Here is an 18,392-nt window from a genome sequence, read left to right as displayed (position 1 = left end):
TGGTGACTCCACGTTACTTGCGTGGCCGCTTGACTATCAAGGACGGGTGGGTGTTCACTGACGGCTGTGGCACCTCGTTCGGTGAGGCTTCCACGCGGACACAGGCCACTGACCTTCCCCGTCGAGAGACGCTCCAGGTCAGGACAGGTCTCCCCGGCCCAAGGGGTGACTCCAAGTGGCTTCCCGACCCGATCGGGCGGATACGCCGCGTGGTGCCAAAGCTCTGACGAGGAGGTGTACGCCCTCGCCCGCCCCGTCGTCGGGGTGCGGAGAGCGGCATGCCTCGCGCCGCGCATCGTCGGTTCGGCAGCGAGGAGGTGAGAGCAGTGAGTCCGAGCGGCAGTAGTACCAACCCGCCCCAGCCCTGCTCCCCGTACTCCCGCGCCGACCACGGCGCGTCGATTCGGTAGCGCGTCGACCCGGAGGTTCGCCGGTTCGCGGTCTCGCCGCTTCGCGGTCCCGCCTCGCCCGTTCGCCGGTCGAGTCCGGGTGGCTCGTGACGGCCCCTCCCCGATACCTCCCGCTTTTCATTCCCTTCCGCCCCGGCGCCGTTCGGCGTTCGCGGGCCGCCTCGTGACGTCCGAGTGAGCCTTCGCCATGCCCGTGACACGGGCGGGTGTGCCCACGCGCGCCGTTTCGGGGCCGCCGCGCGCACGGCCGGGCCGGCGTCGGGACGTACCGAGAGACGAGACGACTTCATGACCAAGATCCTGGAAGAACTGGAGCGTGGCCGTTCGGGGCCCAGGCGTCCGGCCCGCAGGGCCCGTCGCGGGGACACCCTGGGGGCCGCGACGGCCCGCATCGGCGCCGAACTCGCCGCGGTGGCCGCCGCCCCGACGGACACGACCCTGCACACCCTGCGCACCGGCACGCACGGCCTGACCGAACGCGACGCGGTCGAACGGCTGGAGAAGTACGGCGAGAACGTCGTCGGCCACGACCGCCCGCCGCACTGGGTCGCACAACTGGCGTCGACGGTCAAGAACCCGTTCATCGTCGTGCTGATCTGCCTGGACCTGGTCTTCTTCCTGACCGACGACCTCAAGGGCATGATCACCCTGACCACGATGGTCCTGGTCAGCGTATTCCTCAGGTTCTGGCAGGAGTTCCGCTCCACCGAGGCGGCCGAGGCGCTGAAGGCGATGGTGACCACCACCGCCACCGTGATACGCCGCGCCAACCGCACCGCCGACCCGGTGGAGCGCGAAGTGCCGATCGAGCACCTGGTCCCCGGTGACGTCGTACGCCTCGCCGCCGGCGACATGATCCCCGCCGACTGCCGACTGCTCACCTCCAAGGACCTGTTCGTCTCCCAGGCCGTGTTGTCCGGCGAGTCGTTGCCCGTGGAGAAGTACGACACGCTCGGCGCGGTCGCGGAGAAAGCCGCGGACGGGCGGGCGGCCGACGGCGGGGAGCCGCTGGAGTCGTCCGTGCTGTGCCTGATGGGCACCTCTGTGGTGTCCGGGTCGGCCACCGCGGTGGTGGCCGCGACCGGGGCGGGGACCTACTTCGGGTCGATGGCCAAGAACCTGGCCGGGGCCCGCCCGGAGACAAGCTTCGATCGTGGTGTGCGGTCGGTGAGTTGGGTGCTGATCCGCTTCATGCTGGTGATGACCCCGATCGTGCTGGTGATCAACGGGGTGACCAAGGGCGACTGGCCCGAGGCGTTCCTGTTCGCGGTGTCGGTGGCCGTCGGCCTCACGCCCGAGATGTTGCCGGTGATCGTCACCGCCAACCTGGCTCGCGGCGCGATCGCGATGTCCGGGCGCAAGGTGATCGTCAAGCGCCTCAACGCCATCCAGAACTTCGGCGCGATGGACGTGCTGTGCACGGACAAGACCGGCACCCTCACCGAGGACCGCATCGTCCTCGAACGCCACCTCGACACCCTCGGGCGACCGGACGACGAGGTTCTCGAATACGCCTACCTCAACAGCTCCTTCCAGACCGGCCTCAAGAACCTCCTCGACCGGGCGATCATCGACCACGTCGAGGAAGGGGACCGGCTGCTCGCCGCCGCCCGCTTCACCAAGATCGACGAGATCCCCTTCGACTTCACCCGCCGCCGCATGTCGGTGATCCTGGAGCGCGAAAAGGGTGCCCGCGTACTGATCGCCAAGGGTGCGGTGGACGAGATCCTGGACATCTGCGCCACGGTGCGCGAGGGCCGGCGGGAGATCGTGCTCACCGACGCGGCCCGCGAGCGAGTACGCGAGGTCGCCGAGGCGCAGAACCGCGAAGGCCTGCGCGTGCTCGCGGTGGCCACCCGCTCCGTACCGGCGGCGCGCGCCGGCTACGGTGTCGCGGACGAGTCCGAACTGACCCTCGTCGGCTTCGTCGCCTTCCTGGACCCGCCCAAGGCCTCCGCCTCCGCCGCGATCTCCGCCCTCCACGAGAACGGCGTCGCGGTCAAGGTGATCACCGGTGACAGCGAGCCGGTCGCCCGCAAGGTCGCCACCGAGGTCGGCCTAGACGTCGGCGACATCCCGCTCGGTCGCGACATCGACCCGCTCGACGACGACGAACTGCGCGAACTCGCCGAGAAGTCCACGGTGTTCGCCAAGGTCAACCCGGTCCAGAAGGCCCGGATCATCCGCGCCCTCCAGGCCGGCGAGCACACCGTGGGCTACCTCGGCGACGGCATCAACGACGCCGCCGCGCTGCGCGACGCCGACGTCGGCATATCCGTCGACACCGCGGTGGACATCGCCAAGGAATCCGCCGACATCATCCTCCTGGAGAAGGACCTCATGGTCCTCGACCAGGGCGTCGTCGAGGGTCGTCGGACCTTCGGCAACATCATGAAGTACATCAAGATGACGGCCAGTTCGAACTTCGGCAACGTCTTCTCCGTCCTGGTCGCCTCCGCCTTCCTGCCCTTCCTGCCGATGCTCGCCGTACACCTTCTGGTGCAGAACCTCTGCTACGACATCTCGCAACTGTCCATCCCCTGGGACAAGATGGACAAGGAGTACCTGCGCAAGCCGCGCAAGTGGGCCGCCGACGACCTCTCCCGCTTCATGCTGCGCATCGGCCCCATCAGCTCGATCTTCGACATCACCACCTACTGCGTCATGTGGTGGGTCTTCTCCGCCGACACCGAGGCGCGACAAACCCTGTTCCAGTCCGGCTGGTTCATCGAGGGCCTGCTCTCCCAGACGCTGATCGTGCACATGATCCGCACCCGCAAGGTCCCCTTCGTCCAGTCCCGCGCCGCCACACCGGTCCTGGTCCTCACCGGCGTCATCATGGCCATCGGCATCTACCTGCCGTTCTCGCCGCTCGCCGACACCCTCCGGATGCAGTCCCTGCCCTGGACGTACTTCCCGATCCTGGCCGCGACCCTGCTCACCTACTGCGCCCTCACCCAGTTCGTCAAGACCCGCTACATCAGGCGCTACGGCACCTGGCTGTAGCCCACGTTCGGCTCGACCCGTGGGGCCCGCACCGGACGGGCCCCACGCCGGCGACGACCCGCGGGCGTCCGCCCCGTCCGACACCCACACACCCACACACCCGAGGAGGAGGTGCCGACCGTGCACACCATCACCACCACCGAGTTCCTCGTCCGGCTCGCGGTCGGCGTCTGCTGCGGCGCGCTCATCGGGATCGAACGCCAATGGCGCGCCCGGATGGCCGGACTGCGCACCAACGCCCTGGTGGCCACCGGCGCCACCCTGTTCGTCCTCCACGGCGAGGCCATCACCGACACCGGCAACAACACGCAGATCGCCGCCTACGTGGTCTCCGGCATCGGCTTCCTCGGCGGCGGCGTCATCCTGCGCGACGGCGCCGGGGTCCGCGGCCTGAACACCGCCGCGACCCTGTGGTGCTCCGCCGCCGTCGGCGTCCTCGCCGCCTCCGGCCGACCGGCCCTCGCCTTCATCGGCACCGCCGCGGTCCTGGCCGTACACCTGCTGCTGCGGCCCGCCGGACGCCTGATCGACCACGCCCCACAAGGCGAGGGCGACATCACCACCCCCGCCACCGTCCACCTCGTGTGCGACCGGCCGTCCGAGGCTCGGACGCGGGCCCTGCTCGTCCAGGCCCTCGACACACCCGACATCCTGATCCTGGGCCTGAGCGTGCGCCGCGACGACGCGGACACGGCCCGCCTGGAGGCCGTCCTCGTCGTCACCGGCCCGGTCGGAACCGTGCTCGAACAACTCGTCGCCCGCCTGTCCCTCACCCCGGACGTCCGCGACCTGCACTGGCACGTCACCGAAGACCACTCGAACACGGACGAACGAGCCACCTCGTCCTGAACGCGATGCAGTCTGGTGCGGGGTCAAGAGCTTGTTCGAATGCGGTCTCGTTGCGTATGCGCGACGTATGGACCGCTCGGTAACGCGGCGGAAGTCTCCATCGTCGGGAATGCTCCGGTCCGACAGCCCCGAGTCCGGGTCGACGTCCTGGGCTCCGTCACCGGCCGGATTCGTCGACTCGGCCGAACACTGCGGCAATCGCTACTGCGAAGGAGGGCCTCCGGTGCCTTCGGACCCCGTTCGTCGAGAGCATCTCGAAGGGTTGCGCACGGCGGTCGAATCCGCTCACCACCGTCTTCGGACCATGCGTTGGCGCGCGACTCGACTGTTCCACGAACCCTCCGAAGAGCGACTGGCGCGTGAACTGGAGGTGGTGTCGAAGGCGTTGCACGACCTCCTACGGGCGGCCGAGTCGCTCACCGCGGGCGCCGCCTCGCCTGTCACCATGGAATTCGATACGGAATTCGATGCCGACGACGGCGGACGCTCGCCGGTTTCCGGTGGATACCGCAGCACACGAAACAGTCCTCCCGACCCGTTCGCGTAGCCGAAGCGCCACCAACGCGGCGCCGCTGCCGCCCGGTTGTCACCTGTGAGCGTCAAGCGCAGCCGTTCCGGCGAGCGTTGTCACACCTTTGGTGGTACGGCCGAAAACCTTGTCGCTGCCTTGACGCCGCGTCGTCGCGTCCATTCGGATACGGGGACATACTCTGGCAATCCACCGCACGGTTGGTCACGGCAAGGGTGTCGACGGCAGTGCGGCGGCCGGCTTCGGCGACCGACGAGCCGTGTGATTCCGTGGATGGAGGTGTTCGGTGATGCCTCGATATCCCCGCCGGGACCGGGTGGCGGTGATCGCGGCCGTGGTGGTGCCGGTGGCGGTCGCGGGGATACTGGCGCCGTTCCGGGCGCATTTCGCGAGCGTGAACGTGGCCCTGTGCATGGTCGTGGTCGTGGTCGCGGTGGCTGCGAACGGCCATCGGCTCGCCGGGGCGCTCACCGCCCTGTCGGCCACCTTGTGGTTCGACTTCTTCTTCTCCAGGCCCTATGGGAGCCTCGGCATCGCCCGCTCGGCCGACGTGCTGATGGCGGTGCTGCTGCTCCTGGTCGGGTTGGCGGTCTCGCGGATCGCCGCCCGTGCCCGTCGCCTGCAGATGATCGCCCGCACCGACGCCGATCACCGCTCCCGCGTCCGCGACGTCGCCGACGTCACCCGCTCGTCCACGTCGCCGGACGCCGTGGTCGACGCGGTCGGGGCCCACCTGATCGCGCTCCTCGACCTGCGTGGTTGCCGGTTCGAATACGGCAGGCTCATCGGCCGGCCCCCGCGCCTGGAACAGGACGGGTCGGTATCCGTCGGACCGTGCGCCCGGGACGTCGACCGACACGGCCTACCCGCCGAGGAGATCGAACTGCGCGTATACCGGGGCGACCACTTCCACGGCCGCTTCATGCTCGACCCCACGCCCGACTCCCGGCCGTCCCTGCGGGCCCGCCTGGTCGCGGTCACCCTCGCCGACCAGGTCGGCAGCGCCTTCGAACACGCCGCGCGCTGAACCCGGTTCGGCGCTCCGTCACTTGCGGGCGGACGACGGCGTCGGCTCCGCCGCTTCCGGCACCGGGGGCGGGGAAAGGGCGGGTCTTCACGGTCCCGCCCCGACCGGTACCGGCCACGAGCCGTTCGCCGCGCGCGCCCCCGAGGACGACACGGGGTGATGTTGCGGAAGTGGTTTCGGGCTCGTCGACGGCCGGGGAGAGGACTCTCGAGTGACCTCGGGACACATTTCCCGCACCGGGGCCCGACGTGGCGAAAGGTCACCAGGATGCGCATCACCGTTCTGGCTGTTCCGCACTGCCCCAACCTGCCGGTCGTACGGCAACGGATCGCCGCCGCCCTGGACGGCCGGGCGGTCGAGGTCGACGTGGTCGAGGTGCGGGACGAGACGGAGGCCGTGCGCCGGGGCATGACCGGCTCGCCCACCGTGCTGATCGACGGAATCGACCCGTTCGCGGTGCCGGGGGCGATGCCGAGCCTGTCGTGCCGCCTGTACCGGGACACGGACGGCCGCCCCGAAGGGGCTCCGAACGTTCGGGCCTTGCGCGGAGCCCTCGCCGGCCCGCCGGGCGGGCGATCCCGCGCCGCCCGCGAGCAGGGGCATCCCGACCAGGGCGTCTCGGAGCCGACCGGGCGGGACGGGAGAGGCCGGCGGGCTCCGGCCGAGGGCGGCCGTCGAGCGACGAAGCCGCCGCTCACCGATGGTCGAACGAGACCACCCTGATCGTCGCGATCGCCTCCCGGGTGCCCGAGTTCGACGACGACCTCGGCCGAGTCCTGCGCATGGCGCCGTTCCACGTGCCGTTCCCGATCGCCATGGCCTTCGCCGCACTCGGGCTCGCCCGACTGTTCCGGTCGGACGTACGCACCGGGCGAGCATTCGTGTGCACGGGCAACGTCGCGAATCCCCAGAGTTCAGGTGTTGGTGAATTCATGATTCCGTGTACTGTTGCGGGATGTTGCATCTCGCCTCCGATGTCGACGTGCTGGCCCGGTTCGGGCGGGCCCTCGCGGATCCCCTTCGCTGCCGCATCCTGCTCACCCTGCGCGAGGCGCCCGCGCACCCGGCGGATCTCGCCGACGCGCTCGGCGTCTCGCGGACCCGTCTGTCGAATCACCTCGCGTGCCTGCGCGACTGCGGCCTGGTCGTCGCCGTCCCCGTCGGGCGTCGCAGTCGCTACGAACTCGCCGACGCCCGGCTCGCGACCGCGCTGGACAGCCTGCGCGCCACCGTCCTGGCGGTCGAGGCGAACCCCTCCTGCCCCGACGCCGAAACCCGGGACTGCTGCCGATGACCGCCCCCATGTCCCTGTCCCCGGGCCCGAGTCCGTCCTGCCGCGAGGCACTGGCGCGCCGGATACGGCTGTTGGTCGCCGCGACGATCGCCTACAACGTCGTCGAGGCGGTCGTCGCGCTGACCGCCGGCACCGTCGCGTCCTCGACCGCGCTGGTCGGGTTCGGCCTCGACTCCGTCATCGAGGTGTCCTCCGCCGCGGCGGTCGCCTGGCAGTTCTCCGCCCGCGACCACCACGTGCGCGAAGCCCGCGAACAGCGGACCCTGCGGATCATCGCGGTCTCGTTCTTCGTGCTCGCCGCGTACGTCGCCGCCGACGCCGCACGTGCTCTTGCCGGATCCGGCGAGGCGGACCGCTCCGTCACCGGCATCGCCCTGGCCGCGCTGTCCCTCGCGATCATGCCGTTCCTGTCCGCCGCCCAACGCCGCGCCGGGCGCGAACTCGGCTCGGCCAGCGCCGTCGCCGACTCCAAGCAGACCCTGCTGTGCACCTACCTGTCCGCCGTCCTGCTCCTCGGCCTCGTCCTCAACGCCACCCTCGACTGGACCTGGGCGGACCCGATCGCGGCTCTCGTCATCGCCGCGATCGCGACGAAGGAAGGCCTGAACGCCTGGCGAGGGCAAGGATGCTGCGCACCCGCGACCACCACGAAGACCGCCGCCGAAACCGGCGGCGACACATGCGGATGCCCCGCCGGCTGCTCCTGCCGCTGACCGATCCCGGCAGGCGGGCGTGGCGGGCCGCGCCCTCGGTCGCGTCGCGATCAGGTGCTTCGACGGTGCGGCGACGTACGTACACCCGGGGCGCATCCACAAGCGTTCATAAGCCTTCCGTCAATGTTCCGCCCGAGCCCGGGGAAGTCGATCTCCGCGCCCGGCACCGACGCCGAACCCACCGACGCGCCGCCGGAGCGACCGCTGCGGCGCGCTCACTCGCCCACCGCGCCCGCATGGTCACCCGCTCGGCCCGATGGCCGACGACATCGACCGACCGCGGACTCGATCACGCCCCTGGGACGATCACGCCGATCCGTCCCGCCGCCCACGAAAGCTCCGGGCGGGCGTCGTGAACCCGCGAGATAGAGGGGGTCGGCGCGCGGGAGGTGCCCGAGTCCCGCGCGCCGACGGCGGCTCACCCGTCACCGGAGACGCCGTGGCGACGAAGTCTCCGGGTCGGGAAGGTGGTTCGGCGAGGGCTCGCACGGACGTCCGCGCCGGCGAGCGCGACGGCTCTTGGGATCGTCCACGCATGTCGGTCAAGCGCGACCGCTCGCCCAAAAACATAACCGACACGATGGTTTGCCCAGCGGAACCCATTCGCAGTAAGCCCGAACCGCCGTCCCGAAAGGAACCGGGCGACCCGACGCGGGAGCGGGGCCGATCAGTCGGAGTCCGTGTCGGGGGCGTGGCGGGCCCGCGCCCGGTGGGCGGGTGCGGCGCGCGTGTGTCGGATGCCCCCGCCGATGAAGGCGCCGATCACCGGGGCGAACAGGTAGATCCACAGATGGGTGGTGTTCCCGGACAGCAGCGCCGGGCCGAACTGCCGTGCGGGGTTGGCGGATCCGCCACTGCGGGAGCCCAGTGACGCGATGATGAGAGCGGTGGCCAGGCCCACGGCGTACGGCAGCAGCGGCAGGGAGGACGGACGGCGCAGGAAGGCGCCGAGCATGAGCGTCACGACGGCGATGGCTCCGGCTTCCGCGGCGAGCACCGCGGCGGCGTTCCAGGTCGGCGCGGGCACCACGGCCGCGTACGCGATGGGGGCGTGGCGGGCAGTGGTCCCCCAAAGGAGGCCGCCGAGCGCGGTGCCGGCCAGGGATCCGGCCGCCTGGGCGGCGATGTACGGGAGGACGGCCCGCCCGGGAAACGCTCCGAGACGCCATAGGGCCACGGTGACGGCGGGGTTCAGGTGTCCGCCGGAGTACCGCCCGGAAGGCGACAGGATGAGCGCGGTGAGCAGCACGCCGACGAGTGCGCCGAGTACGACCGGGGCGAGGTCCGGGTCCCCGATCGCCGCGGGCGAGTCGGGCGCGAGCAGCCATCGCATCGCGGTGACGACGAGGAAGAGCAGCAGCGCGGTGAGGCCGAACTCGTGTGCGGCTCGCCGCAGGGTGTGTCGGGGCGGGCCGACCGTGGGCACTCGGCCGGGGCGGGCGGGCCCTGACGGGGAAGAGGCCGGGGAGGACTTCGGGGGAAGCGACGTGCAGGAGGGCGGGTCCGGATTCGGGGGTGGTTTTCCGAGCCGCATGAGGGGTGACCTCGATGGTGTCTGGTGCGTGCCGGCGGGGGCGCGGGGTGGGGAACCCGGCAGCGCGGGAGGTTCCCCACCGCCGTTCGGCCGTCGTCAGCGGGCGGTGTGCGCGGCCTCCAGCCAGTTGAGGAATTCGCAGGCGAAGTGCCACTGGTGGCCGGTGAAGACGTGCTCGGGGGCGTGTGTCGGGAACTGGATCGTCAGGCGGATGCGCAGGCCGTTCGGACCGTCGCCGAACTCGTGCATGACGCGGCAGATCTCGGTGCCGTCCGTGAGCCGTCCGGTGCCGCCGATCCGCACGGGGTAGGTTTCGTGGCCCTCGTCCTCGATCTCGACGCCGTCGTGGAAGGTGAGGAAGAAGCGCAGCGGCCCGGAGCCGATGGTCTCGACGATCTCGACCACCCCGTCGGCGGAGTTGGCGAGGTAGTGCTCGGGGTTGGCCGAGAGCAACGCCGTCCGGTCGGCGCTCGCGAGCCGGCCCTGCCACCAGGTCAGGAACTCCTCGGCGGTGATCCCGCCGATCTCCATCTCGGTCACGGCGGACCGCCAGACGCCGCCCGAGGCGTCCGGCAGCGGGGCCATGATCTCGTCCGCCACCAGGAGGTCCTCGGCGAGCAGTTCCCGCATCGACTCGTCGCCGATCCGGTTCTTGAGCAGGGCGAGCGCGTTCCGGGCACGGTCCAGTTCCCACCGGCGGACGTCGTCCCGCGTGTACTCCGTGCCGTCGATCACGGTCCGGACGGTCAGCGCGCCGTTCATGGCGTGCTCCTTTCGACAAGATGAAACCCTAAGCGGAGAGTTTTTCTCTGCTTCTAAACCATAACATAACCGGAGAGGAATTCTCCGGTTCGATGAGGCGGGGGCGGGCGGTACATCGTGCGCGCGGACGCGGCAGGCGACGGACTCTCGACGCCGGCCGGACCGACTCCGCCACGACGCGGGCGCGGGCGCGGGCAACCTGGTGGTCGGTGTCGTCGGCTACCGGGCCGTACGGCCCGTACCGGGCGCGGCGTCCAGGGGGTTCCGTAGCCGGCCGATCATTTCGGTGAGGAGATCCGTCACCTCCGCGGAGGTGTTCGCCTGTCCGTAGGTGTAGAAGTCGGGACGGACGAGGATCGCCCGCGCGTTCGAGGAGGCGAACCATCGGTCGTACGTACCGTCGAAGTCGACGTAGGAGCCCGGGAAGTCCACGGGGGCCCTGGAGACGTAGACCACGTTGATCCCGACGAAGCCGGACGCGGCGTCACGGACCCGGCGGGCGTCCTCGGCGAGGGCGCGGTCGGCGCAGAACAACGTCCAGCCCGATCCCGCGACGTCGTCGAACCGCCTGACCCTGTCCTCGTGGACGATGAGGCCCTGTACTCCGAGCCGGCCTCGCGCGCCGGAATCGCCGTCGGCCTCGCCGAGGAAGCCCGTCGTCAGGGCCGGCAGCGGGGGCACGGGCGGCGGCCCGTCCCGGCGGATCGCGGCGTCCCGGGCGGCCGCCTTCCGCGGGTCGGTCTCGCACAGGACCGCGCCCAGCGTGATCGCGATCCGGGTGATCTCGCGGACGTGGTCCCGTCGTTCCCGCGTGTAGGTCTCCAGGATGTCGTCCGGGGTGGTGCCGTCCAGGACCAGGTCCAGCTTCCAGGCGAGGTTGGCGGCGTCGCGGATTCCCGAGCACATCCCCTGTCCCAGGAACGGCGGCATGAGGTGCGCGGCGTCGCCGGCCAGGATCGCGCGGCCGGCGACGAAGTCGTGGGCGACCAGGGAGTTGAAGGTGTAGAGGGTCCGTCGGATCAGCGTCGCGTTCTCGGGGGTGACGCCCCAGCGTTCGAGCTTGCTCCAGCAGCTTGCCTCGCCGACGAGTTCGGCGGGGTCCTCCCCCGGCATCAGCATGAACTCCCACCGGGCGTGCTCGCGGGCCAGCCAGCGAAAGAGGGTCACGGGACGCTCGGGGTCGCACATCTGACCGGAGGCCGGCATCGCGATCTTCAGGTCCGGTTCGTGGAGTCTGACGTCCACGATGGAGAGCGTCTCGGAGAATCCGAAGTCGTCCCAGGTGATGCCGGCAGCTTTCCGGACGAACGAGTTGGCTCCGTCCGCACCGACGACGTAGCGGGCGTGGACGGTCGTGGTGGCGCCGTTCGGTTCCCATCCGTGTCCGTCCTGCGTCCCGCCGCGGAAGGTCACCTCCACCCGGTCCTCGTGCTGTTCGAGGCCGACCGCTTCCCAGCCCCGGTGGACGGAGACGTTCTCGTGGGCCTCGGCCGCCTGCGAGAGCAGGGCTTCGAGATCGGGCTGGTAGAAGATGTAGTCGGACCGCCAGGACGACGTGGTGGGCTTGCTCCAGTCGATCCGGAAGAGGAGGTCTCCCTTGCCGTCGACCCAGTCGTACTCGGTGGCCGGGACGGCCCGTACCTCGAACAGGTCGGCGACGCCGATGGACTGGAGGACCCGGACGATCTCGTCGTCGACGTGCCCGGCCCTGGGAAGCGGATACGGCAGTTCCCAGCGCTCGTACACGCCGACCTTCCAGCCCTTGCGCCCGAGCAGGGCCGCCAGCGTCTGGCCCACCGGGCCGTATCCGACGACGCAGACGTCCAGGTCGATCGACGGCGCGTTCATCGTGTGCTCCCGGACCGGGTCGCGGCCTTCGTTCCGGCCGGACCGGGCCCTTGCGCACACACCTCGTGGCGCATGGTCCCGACCCCCTCGACGGTGGTTTCGAGGACGTCCCCGTCGGTCAGGAAACGCGGAGGCGTGCGGCCGATGCCGACTCCCGAGGGGGTTCCGGTGAAGATCAGGTCGCCGGGCCGCAGCACGACGATGTCGGAGAGGTAGGCGACCACCTTCGGGATATCGAAGATGAGGTCCCCGGTGGACCCGCTCTGGACAATCTCACCGTTGACGGTGCAGGTGATGCCGATGTCGTCCCGATCGTCGAACTCGTCCGGTGTGGCGATCAACGGCCCGACCGGGCCGTAACCGGGGCGGGACTTGCCCAAGGTGGGCCGGCTGTTCACTCCCAGCCGGTTTTGCACCGCCCGGTCGGAGATGTCCTGGCCGGCGGTGATGCCCGCCACATGGCCCCACGCCTCGGACTCGGGAACCCGGTGGGCGGTCCTGCCGATCACCACGACCACCTCGGCCTCCCAGTCGGCCGTGTCGTCGACGATGGTGACCGGCCCGAACGGGCCCGCGAGGGCGGACACGAACTTCGCGAACACGAACGGGTGCTCGGGAATGGCGAGGCCGGACTCGACCGCGTGGCTCACGTAGTTGAGGCCGATGCAGATGATCTGCCCGGGTGCGGGCGAGGGGCACAGGAGGTCGTTCTCGCTCCAGGTGACGCTCGCCCCGGGGGGAAGCGAGGCGCGGTCGAGCCCGCCCGCCCGCGCGGTGACCTCCTCCCATCGGGACAGCGCCGTGTGCGGGTCGGCGAGGCTCTCGTCCCCGGCGGCGCGGGCCAGGTCGATGCCGGTGGCGCTGCCCGTGACGAGGGTGGAGCGGCCGTTGACGTTTGCGAATCTCACAGGTTGCCCCAGGGGTTTCCGAGTCCGGCCACGTCGATGGCGGACGCTGGTCGGTCGGTGGTCGAGACGGCCGGCAGGACTTCGAGGAACGCCTCCGGCAGCGGGTTGCTGAGGTGGAAGTCGGAGGATCCCTGGGCCGGAGCCCACTTGACCGGCTTGTGGTCCGGAGCGATGCGCTGAAGGCCGGGGGAAACGATCTCCAGACGCATTCCCCCGGGTTCGCGCACGTAGACCGAGAAGGACTCCCCGTGCCCATGGCGTCCCGGGCCCCATTCGATCGGGACTCCGGCCTCGCGGAAGATCTCGGCGGCACGGAGGACATCGGCGCGCTCGTCGACCTGCAGGGCGAAGTGGTGGAACCGGCCCCGGTACCCGGAGTCGTCGCGCAGGAAGGCCAGTTGGAACGCCGCACCGGTGGACAGGGTCGCGAAGATGGCCGGGCCTCCCTCGGGCACCTCCGTCCATTCGGTGAGGAAGACGCCGAGGTTTCTCTCGTACCACCGCGCGTCCCCGAGCACGTCCGCGGAGGGGAAGTTCACGTGGTCGAGATGGCGCGCCGCGACACCGCGGGCGGGGTTGCGCTGCGGGCGGGTGGGCAGCGGCGAGGCCAGGTGCCGAGGTGCCCGGTAGTGCTCGGCGTCCCAGAAGAGCTTCTGCTTCTGCCCGTTGGGCCCGACGAAGAGATACGCCCTTCCCTGTCGGGGGGCCGGTTCCTGCCAGCCCAGGCCCCCGTTGTCCGCGCCGAGCCGCCGCGCCGCGAGATCGAGGGCTTCGGCGCTCCTGGCCCGCCATCCGATGTGGCCGAGGCCCGTCGTCGGGCTCCGCGTGAGGATCAGGTCGTAGGGGAGGTAGTTGCCCCATGTCCTGAGGAAGACCGAATCGCCGTGTTCGAGGACGACCTCCATGCCGATCAGGTCGTGGAAGAAAGCGACGCTCTCCTCGAGTGTGGGTGTGCGGATTTCGACGTGCGCGAGGTGCGCGACGAGATGGTCCATCTCCATCCCTTTCTGCTGGTCGTGGGCGTGCTTCGTCGAGACGCCGTATGCCGTTGGGTTTCCTGGGGATCGGGGTCGCGGGGATGCGCACGACGTCGCGTCCGGCGATCACTCGGCCGGGAGCCTTCCCACGCGGGATACCTCGCCGTCACGGGGACATCGGGGTGCCCCCGCCCCCGCTCCGGCAGAGCGGGCCCGGATGCGGAGCGGTGTTCGCCGCGAGCTCGCGGAAGCATTTTTAGCACGCTGTCCGATAATGGGGAAGGGGTGGCGACCTCCGCGTCTCGGGGATGCCCGGGCGAGCCCGGAGAGCCTGTCCGCCGGGCCCGAGGTTCGGCGGGCCGGAGGGCGGGGCGGCTACCCCGGAAGCCGGCAGGTCGACACAGACGGCAGTCGGGCAGGGGGGATCCGCGCGTGAGTGCATTCGGACCGCCGTGCCACAGCAGGCGTCGGCGGGTGCCCCGCCGACGCCGCCCGCCATCTCGCCGCCGCGAGAGGATAGGGTTAATGAGGCGCTGTTCTATAATCTGGAGGGAACCTTGACTCGGAACGCCACCAGGGGACGGCCGGCGCACATCGACCGCTTCCGCGTGCGAGACGTCGCACTGGCCCTTTTCGAGGAACTCGGGTTCGAAGAGGTCGGGACGGCGCAGATCGCAGCCGCCGTGGGGATCAGCCGGTCCAGCCTGGCCCGCTTCTACCCCACGAAACAACAGATCGTCTGGGAAGGACTCGACGACCTGTCGTGCCGGCTCTCCGCGCAGCTCGAACAGTCCCCGCGGCAGGGCTCGGTCTCGGCACGGCTCAAGGCGTCCATCGAGGCGGCCCTGGCCCTTCCCGAAAGCGAACTGGGCATTCTCCGAACCCGCCTTCGGCTCGTCCGGGACAACCCCGGCCTGCAGGTGAAACGAGCCTATGGGCGAGACCCCCTCGCCCGAGTCGTCGGCGCCTTCATCGCCGCCGACTCGAGAACGGCCTACACCGAAGGTGAACTGTCCTGCCTGGCCGCACTTGTCGCCACGGCCGTCGACACGGCACTCATCGAATGGAGCGGCTCGGACGAGACACGGCCGGTGAGGCACGTCGACGACTGCCTGGGGTTCATCCTTCCCATCCTCTGACCCGGCGTGTCGCGGTCCGCCGAGGATCGCGCGACCCGGGGTCCTTCGTCGCACCCGTCGGGTCCAACGGCCCTGCCCGTCGACGGCGGTCGGGAGCAGAGTCGGGCGAAGGAGCCGACGAGACGGGTCGGTTCGTTCGGAGAGGAACGCGTGGTGAGCACCTTCGAGGAATCGGCACCCGTGGCCGTCGGGGTCGAGAGCACCGACGGAGGCCGACGCGCGGTCCCGTGGGCTGCCGAGAAGGCCGAACGTCGCCGACTTCGCCCGCGCCTCGATCCATGCGCCGGACCGCCGGGGCCCGAGGTCACCCAGGCCCCCGTCGACAAACGACACGGTGTCGTCGTCCTGCGGGAGCAGGCCGCCGACGCGACGATGGTCGTCCCGGGCTCGGGTCGGCGGTCGTCCTTGATCAGGGAGTCGATGACCACCGGCGGCATCGCCGTCCCGGTGATCGCGCACGCGACCTGTCCGGGTCGTGGCCGGACCGCCGGAGCGCGGGCGGGACGCCGACCGCGACCGATGCCGGCGGTGATTTCGCCCTCGGTACATCGGGTCGGCCGCCTCCCGCACATCCGATCGGCCGGGCCGCCGTCGACCCATGCCCCGCGAGCCGTCGCCCGCGGGACGAATTCCACAGATCGGTGAACGACCGTGCCCCAGACGCCCCCTGCCCCGACCTCGTCGACCTCGTCGGCGAAGCACCCCCCTCTCGTTCGTGGGCTGACCCGCGAGCAGGTGGGCGAGCGGCGCGCCGTACACGGCCCCAACGTCGTCCGACAGGCGCGGCGTACTCCGGTGCGGACGCGCGTGACGGCCCAATTGCGTGATCCGCTGATCCTGGTGCTCCTGGCCGCCGCCGTCCTGACCGCGCTGACCGGGGATGCGGCCGACACGGCGGTCATCCTCTTCGTCGTCGCGGTCAACACCCTGGTCGGCGTCGTTCAGGAGATCCGCGCCGACCGGGCCGTCACGGCCCTGTCGGACCTGTCGGTGCCGACCGTGCGGGTGTTGCGCGAGGGGACCGAAGGCGAGGTGGCCTCCGCGGATCTCGTCCCCGGCGACATCGTCCGGCTGGACGAAGGCGACATCGTGCCCGCCGACGCCGTCCTGTACGAGGCGTCGGGCCTGCTCGTCGACGAGGCCGCCCTGACCGGCGAATCGGTGCCGGTGGACAAGTCCGCACTCGATCCGGCCGGTGAGACCACCGCCGACAACGTGCTCCGGGCCGGCACCGTGATCATGCGCGGCCGGGCGCTGGCCGAGGTCACCGCGACCGGCGCGAACAGTGCCCTGGGGCGCATCGCCGCCCTGATGCGGGACCGCCCCGGACCGACCCCGTTGCAGCGCAGACTCGCTCACCTCGGACGGGTGCTCGCCGCCGTGGTCGTCGGCCTGTGTCTGCTCGTCTTCGTCCTGGGCCTGGTACGGGGAGAGCCGACCGAGTCGATGGCGGTCACCGCGATCAGTCTGGCGGTCGCCGCGGTCCCCGAATCGTTGCCGGCGGTGGTCACCCTGGGACTGGCCCTGGGCGCGCGGCGGATGGCGGCGCGGCACGCCATCGTCCGCAACCTGCCCGCCGTCGAGACGCTCGGGTCCGTCACGGTGCTCGCCACGGACAAGACCGGCACGTTGACCGAGGGCCGCATGGTCGCCGAACGGGTATGGACCGCCCGGACGGCGGCCGAACTCACCGGTACGGGCTACGCGCCCGAGGGCCGGGTGCTCGTCGACGGGCGACCGCTCGACGAAGGTTCCGCCCCGGAGATACGCGAGTTGCTCACCGCGGCGTCGTTGTGCAACGACGCCACGCTCGTACCCCCGGGAACGGACCCCGAGTGGTCGGCGCTCGGGGATCCGACGGAGGCGGCCCTGCTCGCCGCCGCCGGCAAGGTCGGGATCGACGACACCACGCTGCGCGAGGAGCACCCCCGGGTGGCGGAGGCTCCCTTCGACAGCGACCGCAAACGCATGACCACCGTGCACCGCGACCACGACGGCCGCTTTCGGGCCGTCCTCAAGGGCGCCCCGGAGGTCGTCCTGAGTCCGCGCTTCGTCACCACCGACCCCGACCGCCTGCACGCGGCGCGCTACGAGGCCGACCTCCTGGCGGCCGACGGGTACCGGGTCCTGGCCGTGGCGACCCGCCGTCTCGACGTCGTACCCGACCGCGCGGAGGACGCGGAGGAAGGCATGTCCCTGCTCGGTCTGATCGCGATCAGCGATCCGCCCCGGGAGGCCGCCCGCGCCACCATCGCCGCATGCCGGGACGCGGGCATCACGCCCGTGATGATCACCGGCGATCACCCGTCCACCGCACGGGCCGTCGCCACTCGTCTGGGCATCCTGCGGGACGGCGACACCACCGTCCTGACCGGCGCCGACCTGAGCAACGACCCCGCACCCGATCCCACCGCCGCACGGGTGTTCGCCCGAACGACTCCGGAGCAGAAGCCGGCGATCATTCAGGCCTGGCGTACCCGGGGCGACGTCACCGCGATGACCGGCGACGGTGTCAACGACGGTCCCGCCCTGCACCGGGCCGACATCGGGGTCGCCATGGGTGGACGCGGCACGGAGGTGGCCCGCCAGGCGGCGGACCTGGTCCTGGCCGACGACGAGATCGGGACCGTCGTCGTCGCGGTGGAGGAGGGCAGGCGCGTCTACGACAACATCCGCCGCTTCCTCGTCTACGGCCTCTCCGGAGGCGCCGCCGAGATCGCCGTGATGTTGCTCGGACCGCTCCTGGGACTGCCGCTGCCGCTGCTCGCCGCCCAGATCCTGTGGATCAATCTGCTCACCCACGGCCTGACCGGCGTCGCCCTCGGTGCCGAACCCGCCGGCCCCGGCACGATGACGCGCGCACCCCGCCCACCCGAGCAGAGCATTCTCGGCGACGGCCTGTGGCAGCGGGTCCTGCGACTGGGCCTGTGCGTCACCGCCGTGGGCCTCGCCGCCGGCGCGTGGGGCGACCACACCGGACGAGCCTGGCAGAGCCTGCTCTTCCTGACCCTGCTCGGCGCGCAGCTCGGTGTCGTCACGGGCCTGCGGACCCGGCTGCTCACCCGCGACAACCCGTTCCTGCCGATCACGGTCCTCGCCTCCGCCGCCCTGGGCCTGGCCGGGGTGTACGTGCCGATGTTGCGGGACCTGCTGGGCACACACGCCCTCCCCGCCGGGGACCTCCCGATCCCGCTCGCGGGCGCCGTCCTCGGCTTCCTCGCCGCCCGCGCCGACCGATGGATCGCGGCGCGCCGGCCGCGAACCCGCGGATAGCGCCGAGTGGGATGCGGGACCCATGGCCCGGGCCCTTCGGGGCGTCCGGCCTTGTGGCCCCCGCTCGGGATCGCCGAGACTGGTCGTATCCGGCGCCGGCCCCGCGACAGCGGCCCCGACGCG

The 18,392-nt window shown here is 71.0% G+C and carries 14 protein-coding genes and 1 riboswitch; of the genes, 9 read left to right on the top strand and 5 right to left on the bottom strand.

From position 1 onward, the window contains the following. Positions 1–66: 66 nt before the first annotated feature. Positions 67–241, top strand: a riboswitch (M-box (ykoK) riboswitch). Positions 242–698: 457 nt separating this feature from the next. The 7 genes from mgtA (at position 699) to EMA17_RS17400 (ending at position 7,828) form a co-directional block, all read left to right on the top strand. Further along, positions 699–3,416 carry a magnesium-translocating P-type ATPase gene (gene mgtA, locus EMA17_RS17430; protein ID WP_126637967.1) on the top strand — a complete coding sequence of 906 codons (2,718 nt, stop codon included), beginning with the start codon at positions 699–701 and terminating at the stop codon, positions 3,414–3,416. A gap of 120 nt (positions 3,417–3,536) precedes the next feature. Then, positions 3,537–4,265 carry an MgtC/SapB family protein gene (locus EMA17_RS17425; protein ID WP_126637966.1) on the top strand — a complete coding sequence of 243 codons (729 nt, stop codon included), beginning with the start codon at positions 3,537–3,539 and terminating at the stop codon, positions 4,263–4,265. 223 nt (positions 4,266–4,488) lie between these two features. Further along, a complete protein-coding gene (locus tag EMA17_RS17420) occupies positions 4,489–4,812 on the top strand; it encodes a hypothetical protein (RefSeq protein ID WP_126637965.1) in 324 nt (107 codons plus the stop codon). Positions 4,813–5,083: 271 nt separating this feature from the next. Then, entirely contained in the window at positions 5,084–5,821 is a 738-nt protein-coding gene (locus EMA17_RS17415; RefSeq protein ID WP_126637964.1) for a DUF4118 domain-containing protein, read from the top strand. A gap of 267 nt (positions 5,822–6,088) precedes the next feature. Beyond that, positions 6,089–6,544 carry a thioredoxin family protein gene (locus EMA17_RS52945; RefSeq protein ID WP_174861388.1) on the top strand — a complete coding sequence of 152 codons (456 nt, stop codon included), beginning with the start codon at positions 6,089–6,091 and terminating at the stop codon, positions 6,542–6,544. Positions 6,545–6,776: 232 nt separating this feature from the next. Further along, positions 6,777–7,115, top strand: a complete 339-nt coding sequence (locus EMA17_RS17405) for an ArsR/SmtB family transcription factor (RefSeq protein WP_126637963.1) — start codon at positions 6,777–6,779, stop codon at positions 7,113–7,115. Next, positions 7,112–7,828, top strand: coding sequence for a cation efflux transmembrane domain-containing protein (locus EMA17_RS17400; protein ID WP_126637962.1), 717 nt, complete (start codon positions 7,112–7,114; stop codon positions 7,826–7,828). The genes EMA17_RS17405 and EMA17_RS17400 overlap by 4 nt, the downstream gene beginning before the upstream one ends. Positions 7,829–8,495: 667 nt before the next feature. On the opposite strand, the gene EMA17_RS17395 is transcribed toward EMA17_RS17400, so the two are convergent. From EMA17_RS17395 to EMA17_RS54100, 5 genes are all read right to left on the bottom strand, one after another. Next, positions 8,496–9,254 (bottom strand): MIP/aquaporin family protein, encoded by a 759-nt coding sequence (locus tag EMA17_RS17395; RefSeq protein ID WP_246126735.1) that lies wholly within the window; start codon positions 9,252–9,254, stop codon positions 8,496–8,498. 204 nt (positions 9,255–9,458) lie between these two features. Continuing rightward, positions 9,459–10,124: a hypothetical protein gene (locus tag EMA17_RS51815; RefSeq protein ID WP_160161439.1), complete on the bottom strand. Its 666-nt coding sequence runs from the start codon at positions 10,122–10,124 to the stop codon at positions 9,459–9,461. Between the two features lie 219 nt (positions 10,125–10,343). Beyond that, on the bottom strand, positions 10,344–11,972 hold the full coding sequence (gene mhpA / locus EMA17_RS17385; protein WP_126637960.1) for a bifunctional 3-(3-hydroxy-phenyl)propionate/3-hydroxycinnamic acid hydroxylase MhpA: 1,629 nt from the start codon (positions 11,970–11,972) through the stop codon (positions 10,344–10,346). Continuing rightward, the gene (locus EMA17_RS17380; protein WP_126637959.1) at positions 11,969–12,880 is read right to left on the bottom strand and encodes a fumarylacetoacetate hydrolase family protein; all 912 of its coding nucleotides are present in this window, start codon (positions 12,878–12,880) and stop codon (positions 11,969–11,971) included. The genes mhpA and EMA17_RS17380 overlap by 4 nt, the downstream gene beginning before the upstream one ends. Further along, positions 12,877–13,875, bottom strand: coding sequence for a VOC family protein (locus EMA17_RS54100; RefSeq protein ID WP_160161438.1), 999 nt, complete (start codon positions 13,873–13,875; stop codon positions 12,877–12,879). The genes EMA17_RS17380 and EMA17_RS54100 overlap by 4 nt, the downstream gene beginning before the upstream one ends. Positions 13,876–14,309: 434 nt before the next feature. Here EMA17_RS54100 and EMA17_RS51810 point away from each other — a divergent pair, with 434 nt between their 5' ends. Further along, complete coding sequence (locus EMA17_RS51810) at positions 14,310–14,996, top strand: TetR/AcrR family transcriptional regulator (RefSeq protein WP_218042883.1); 687 nt, start codon at positions 14,310–14,312, stop codon at positions 14,994–14,996. Between the two features lie 651 nt (positions 14,997–15,647). Further along, positions 15,648–18,269 (top strand): cation-translocating P-type ATPase, encoded by a 2,622-nt coding sequence (locus EMA17_RS17365; RefSeq protein WP_246126734.1) that lies wholly within the window; start codon positions 15,648–15,650, stop codon positions 18,267–18,269. The last annotated feature ends 123 nt before the right edge of the window (positions 18,270–18,392 follow it).

It is taken from the genome of Embleya hyalina (genome assembly GCF_003967355.1).
Taxonomy (GTDB): Bacteria; Actinomycetota; Actinomycetes; order Streptomycetales; family Streptomycetaceae; genus Embleya; species Embleya hyalina.
Note: the sequence above shows the minus strand (reverse complement) of the source record. Positions and strands in the feature narration are given on the sequence as shown.

What these genes read in the sequence shown, in the direction of transcription:
- mgtA (WP_126637967.1), top strand. Translation starts at nt 699, where the DNA reads ATGACCAAGATCCTGGAAGAACTGGAGCGTGGCCGTTCGGGGCCCAGG.
- EMA17_RS17415 (WP_126637964.1), top strand. Translation starts at nt 5,084, where the DNA reads ATGCCTCGATATCCCCGCCGGGACCGGGTGGCGGTGATCGCGGCCGTG.
- EMA17_RS52945 (WP_174861388.1), top strand. Translation starts at nt 6,089, where the DNA reads ATGCGCATCACCGTTCTGGCTGTTCCGCACTGCCCCAACCTGCCGGTC.
- EMA17_RS17405 (WP_126637963.1), top strand. Translation starts at nt 6,777, where the DNA reads ATGTTGCATCTCGCCTCCGATGTCGACGTGCTGGCCCGGTTCGGGCGG.
- EMA17_RS17400 (WP_126637962.1), top strand. Translation starts at nt 7,112, where the DNA reads ATGACCGCCCCCATGTCCCTGTCCCCGGGCCCGAGTCCGTCCTGCCGC.
- EMA17_RS51815 (WP_160161439.1), bottom strand. Translation starts at nt 10,124, where the DNA reads ATGAACGGCGCGCTGACCGTCCGGACCGTGATCGACGGCACGGAGTAC.
- mhpA (WP_126637960.1), bottom strand. Translation starts at nt 11,972, where the DNA reads ATGAACGCGCCGTCGATCGACCTGGACGTCTGCGTCGTCGGATACGGC.
- EMA17_RS54100 (WP_160161438.1), bottom strand. Translation starts at nt 13,875, where the DNA reads ATGGACCATCTCGTCGCGCACCTCGCGCACGTCGAAATCCGCACACCC.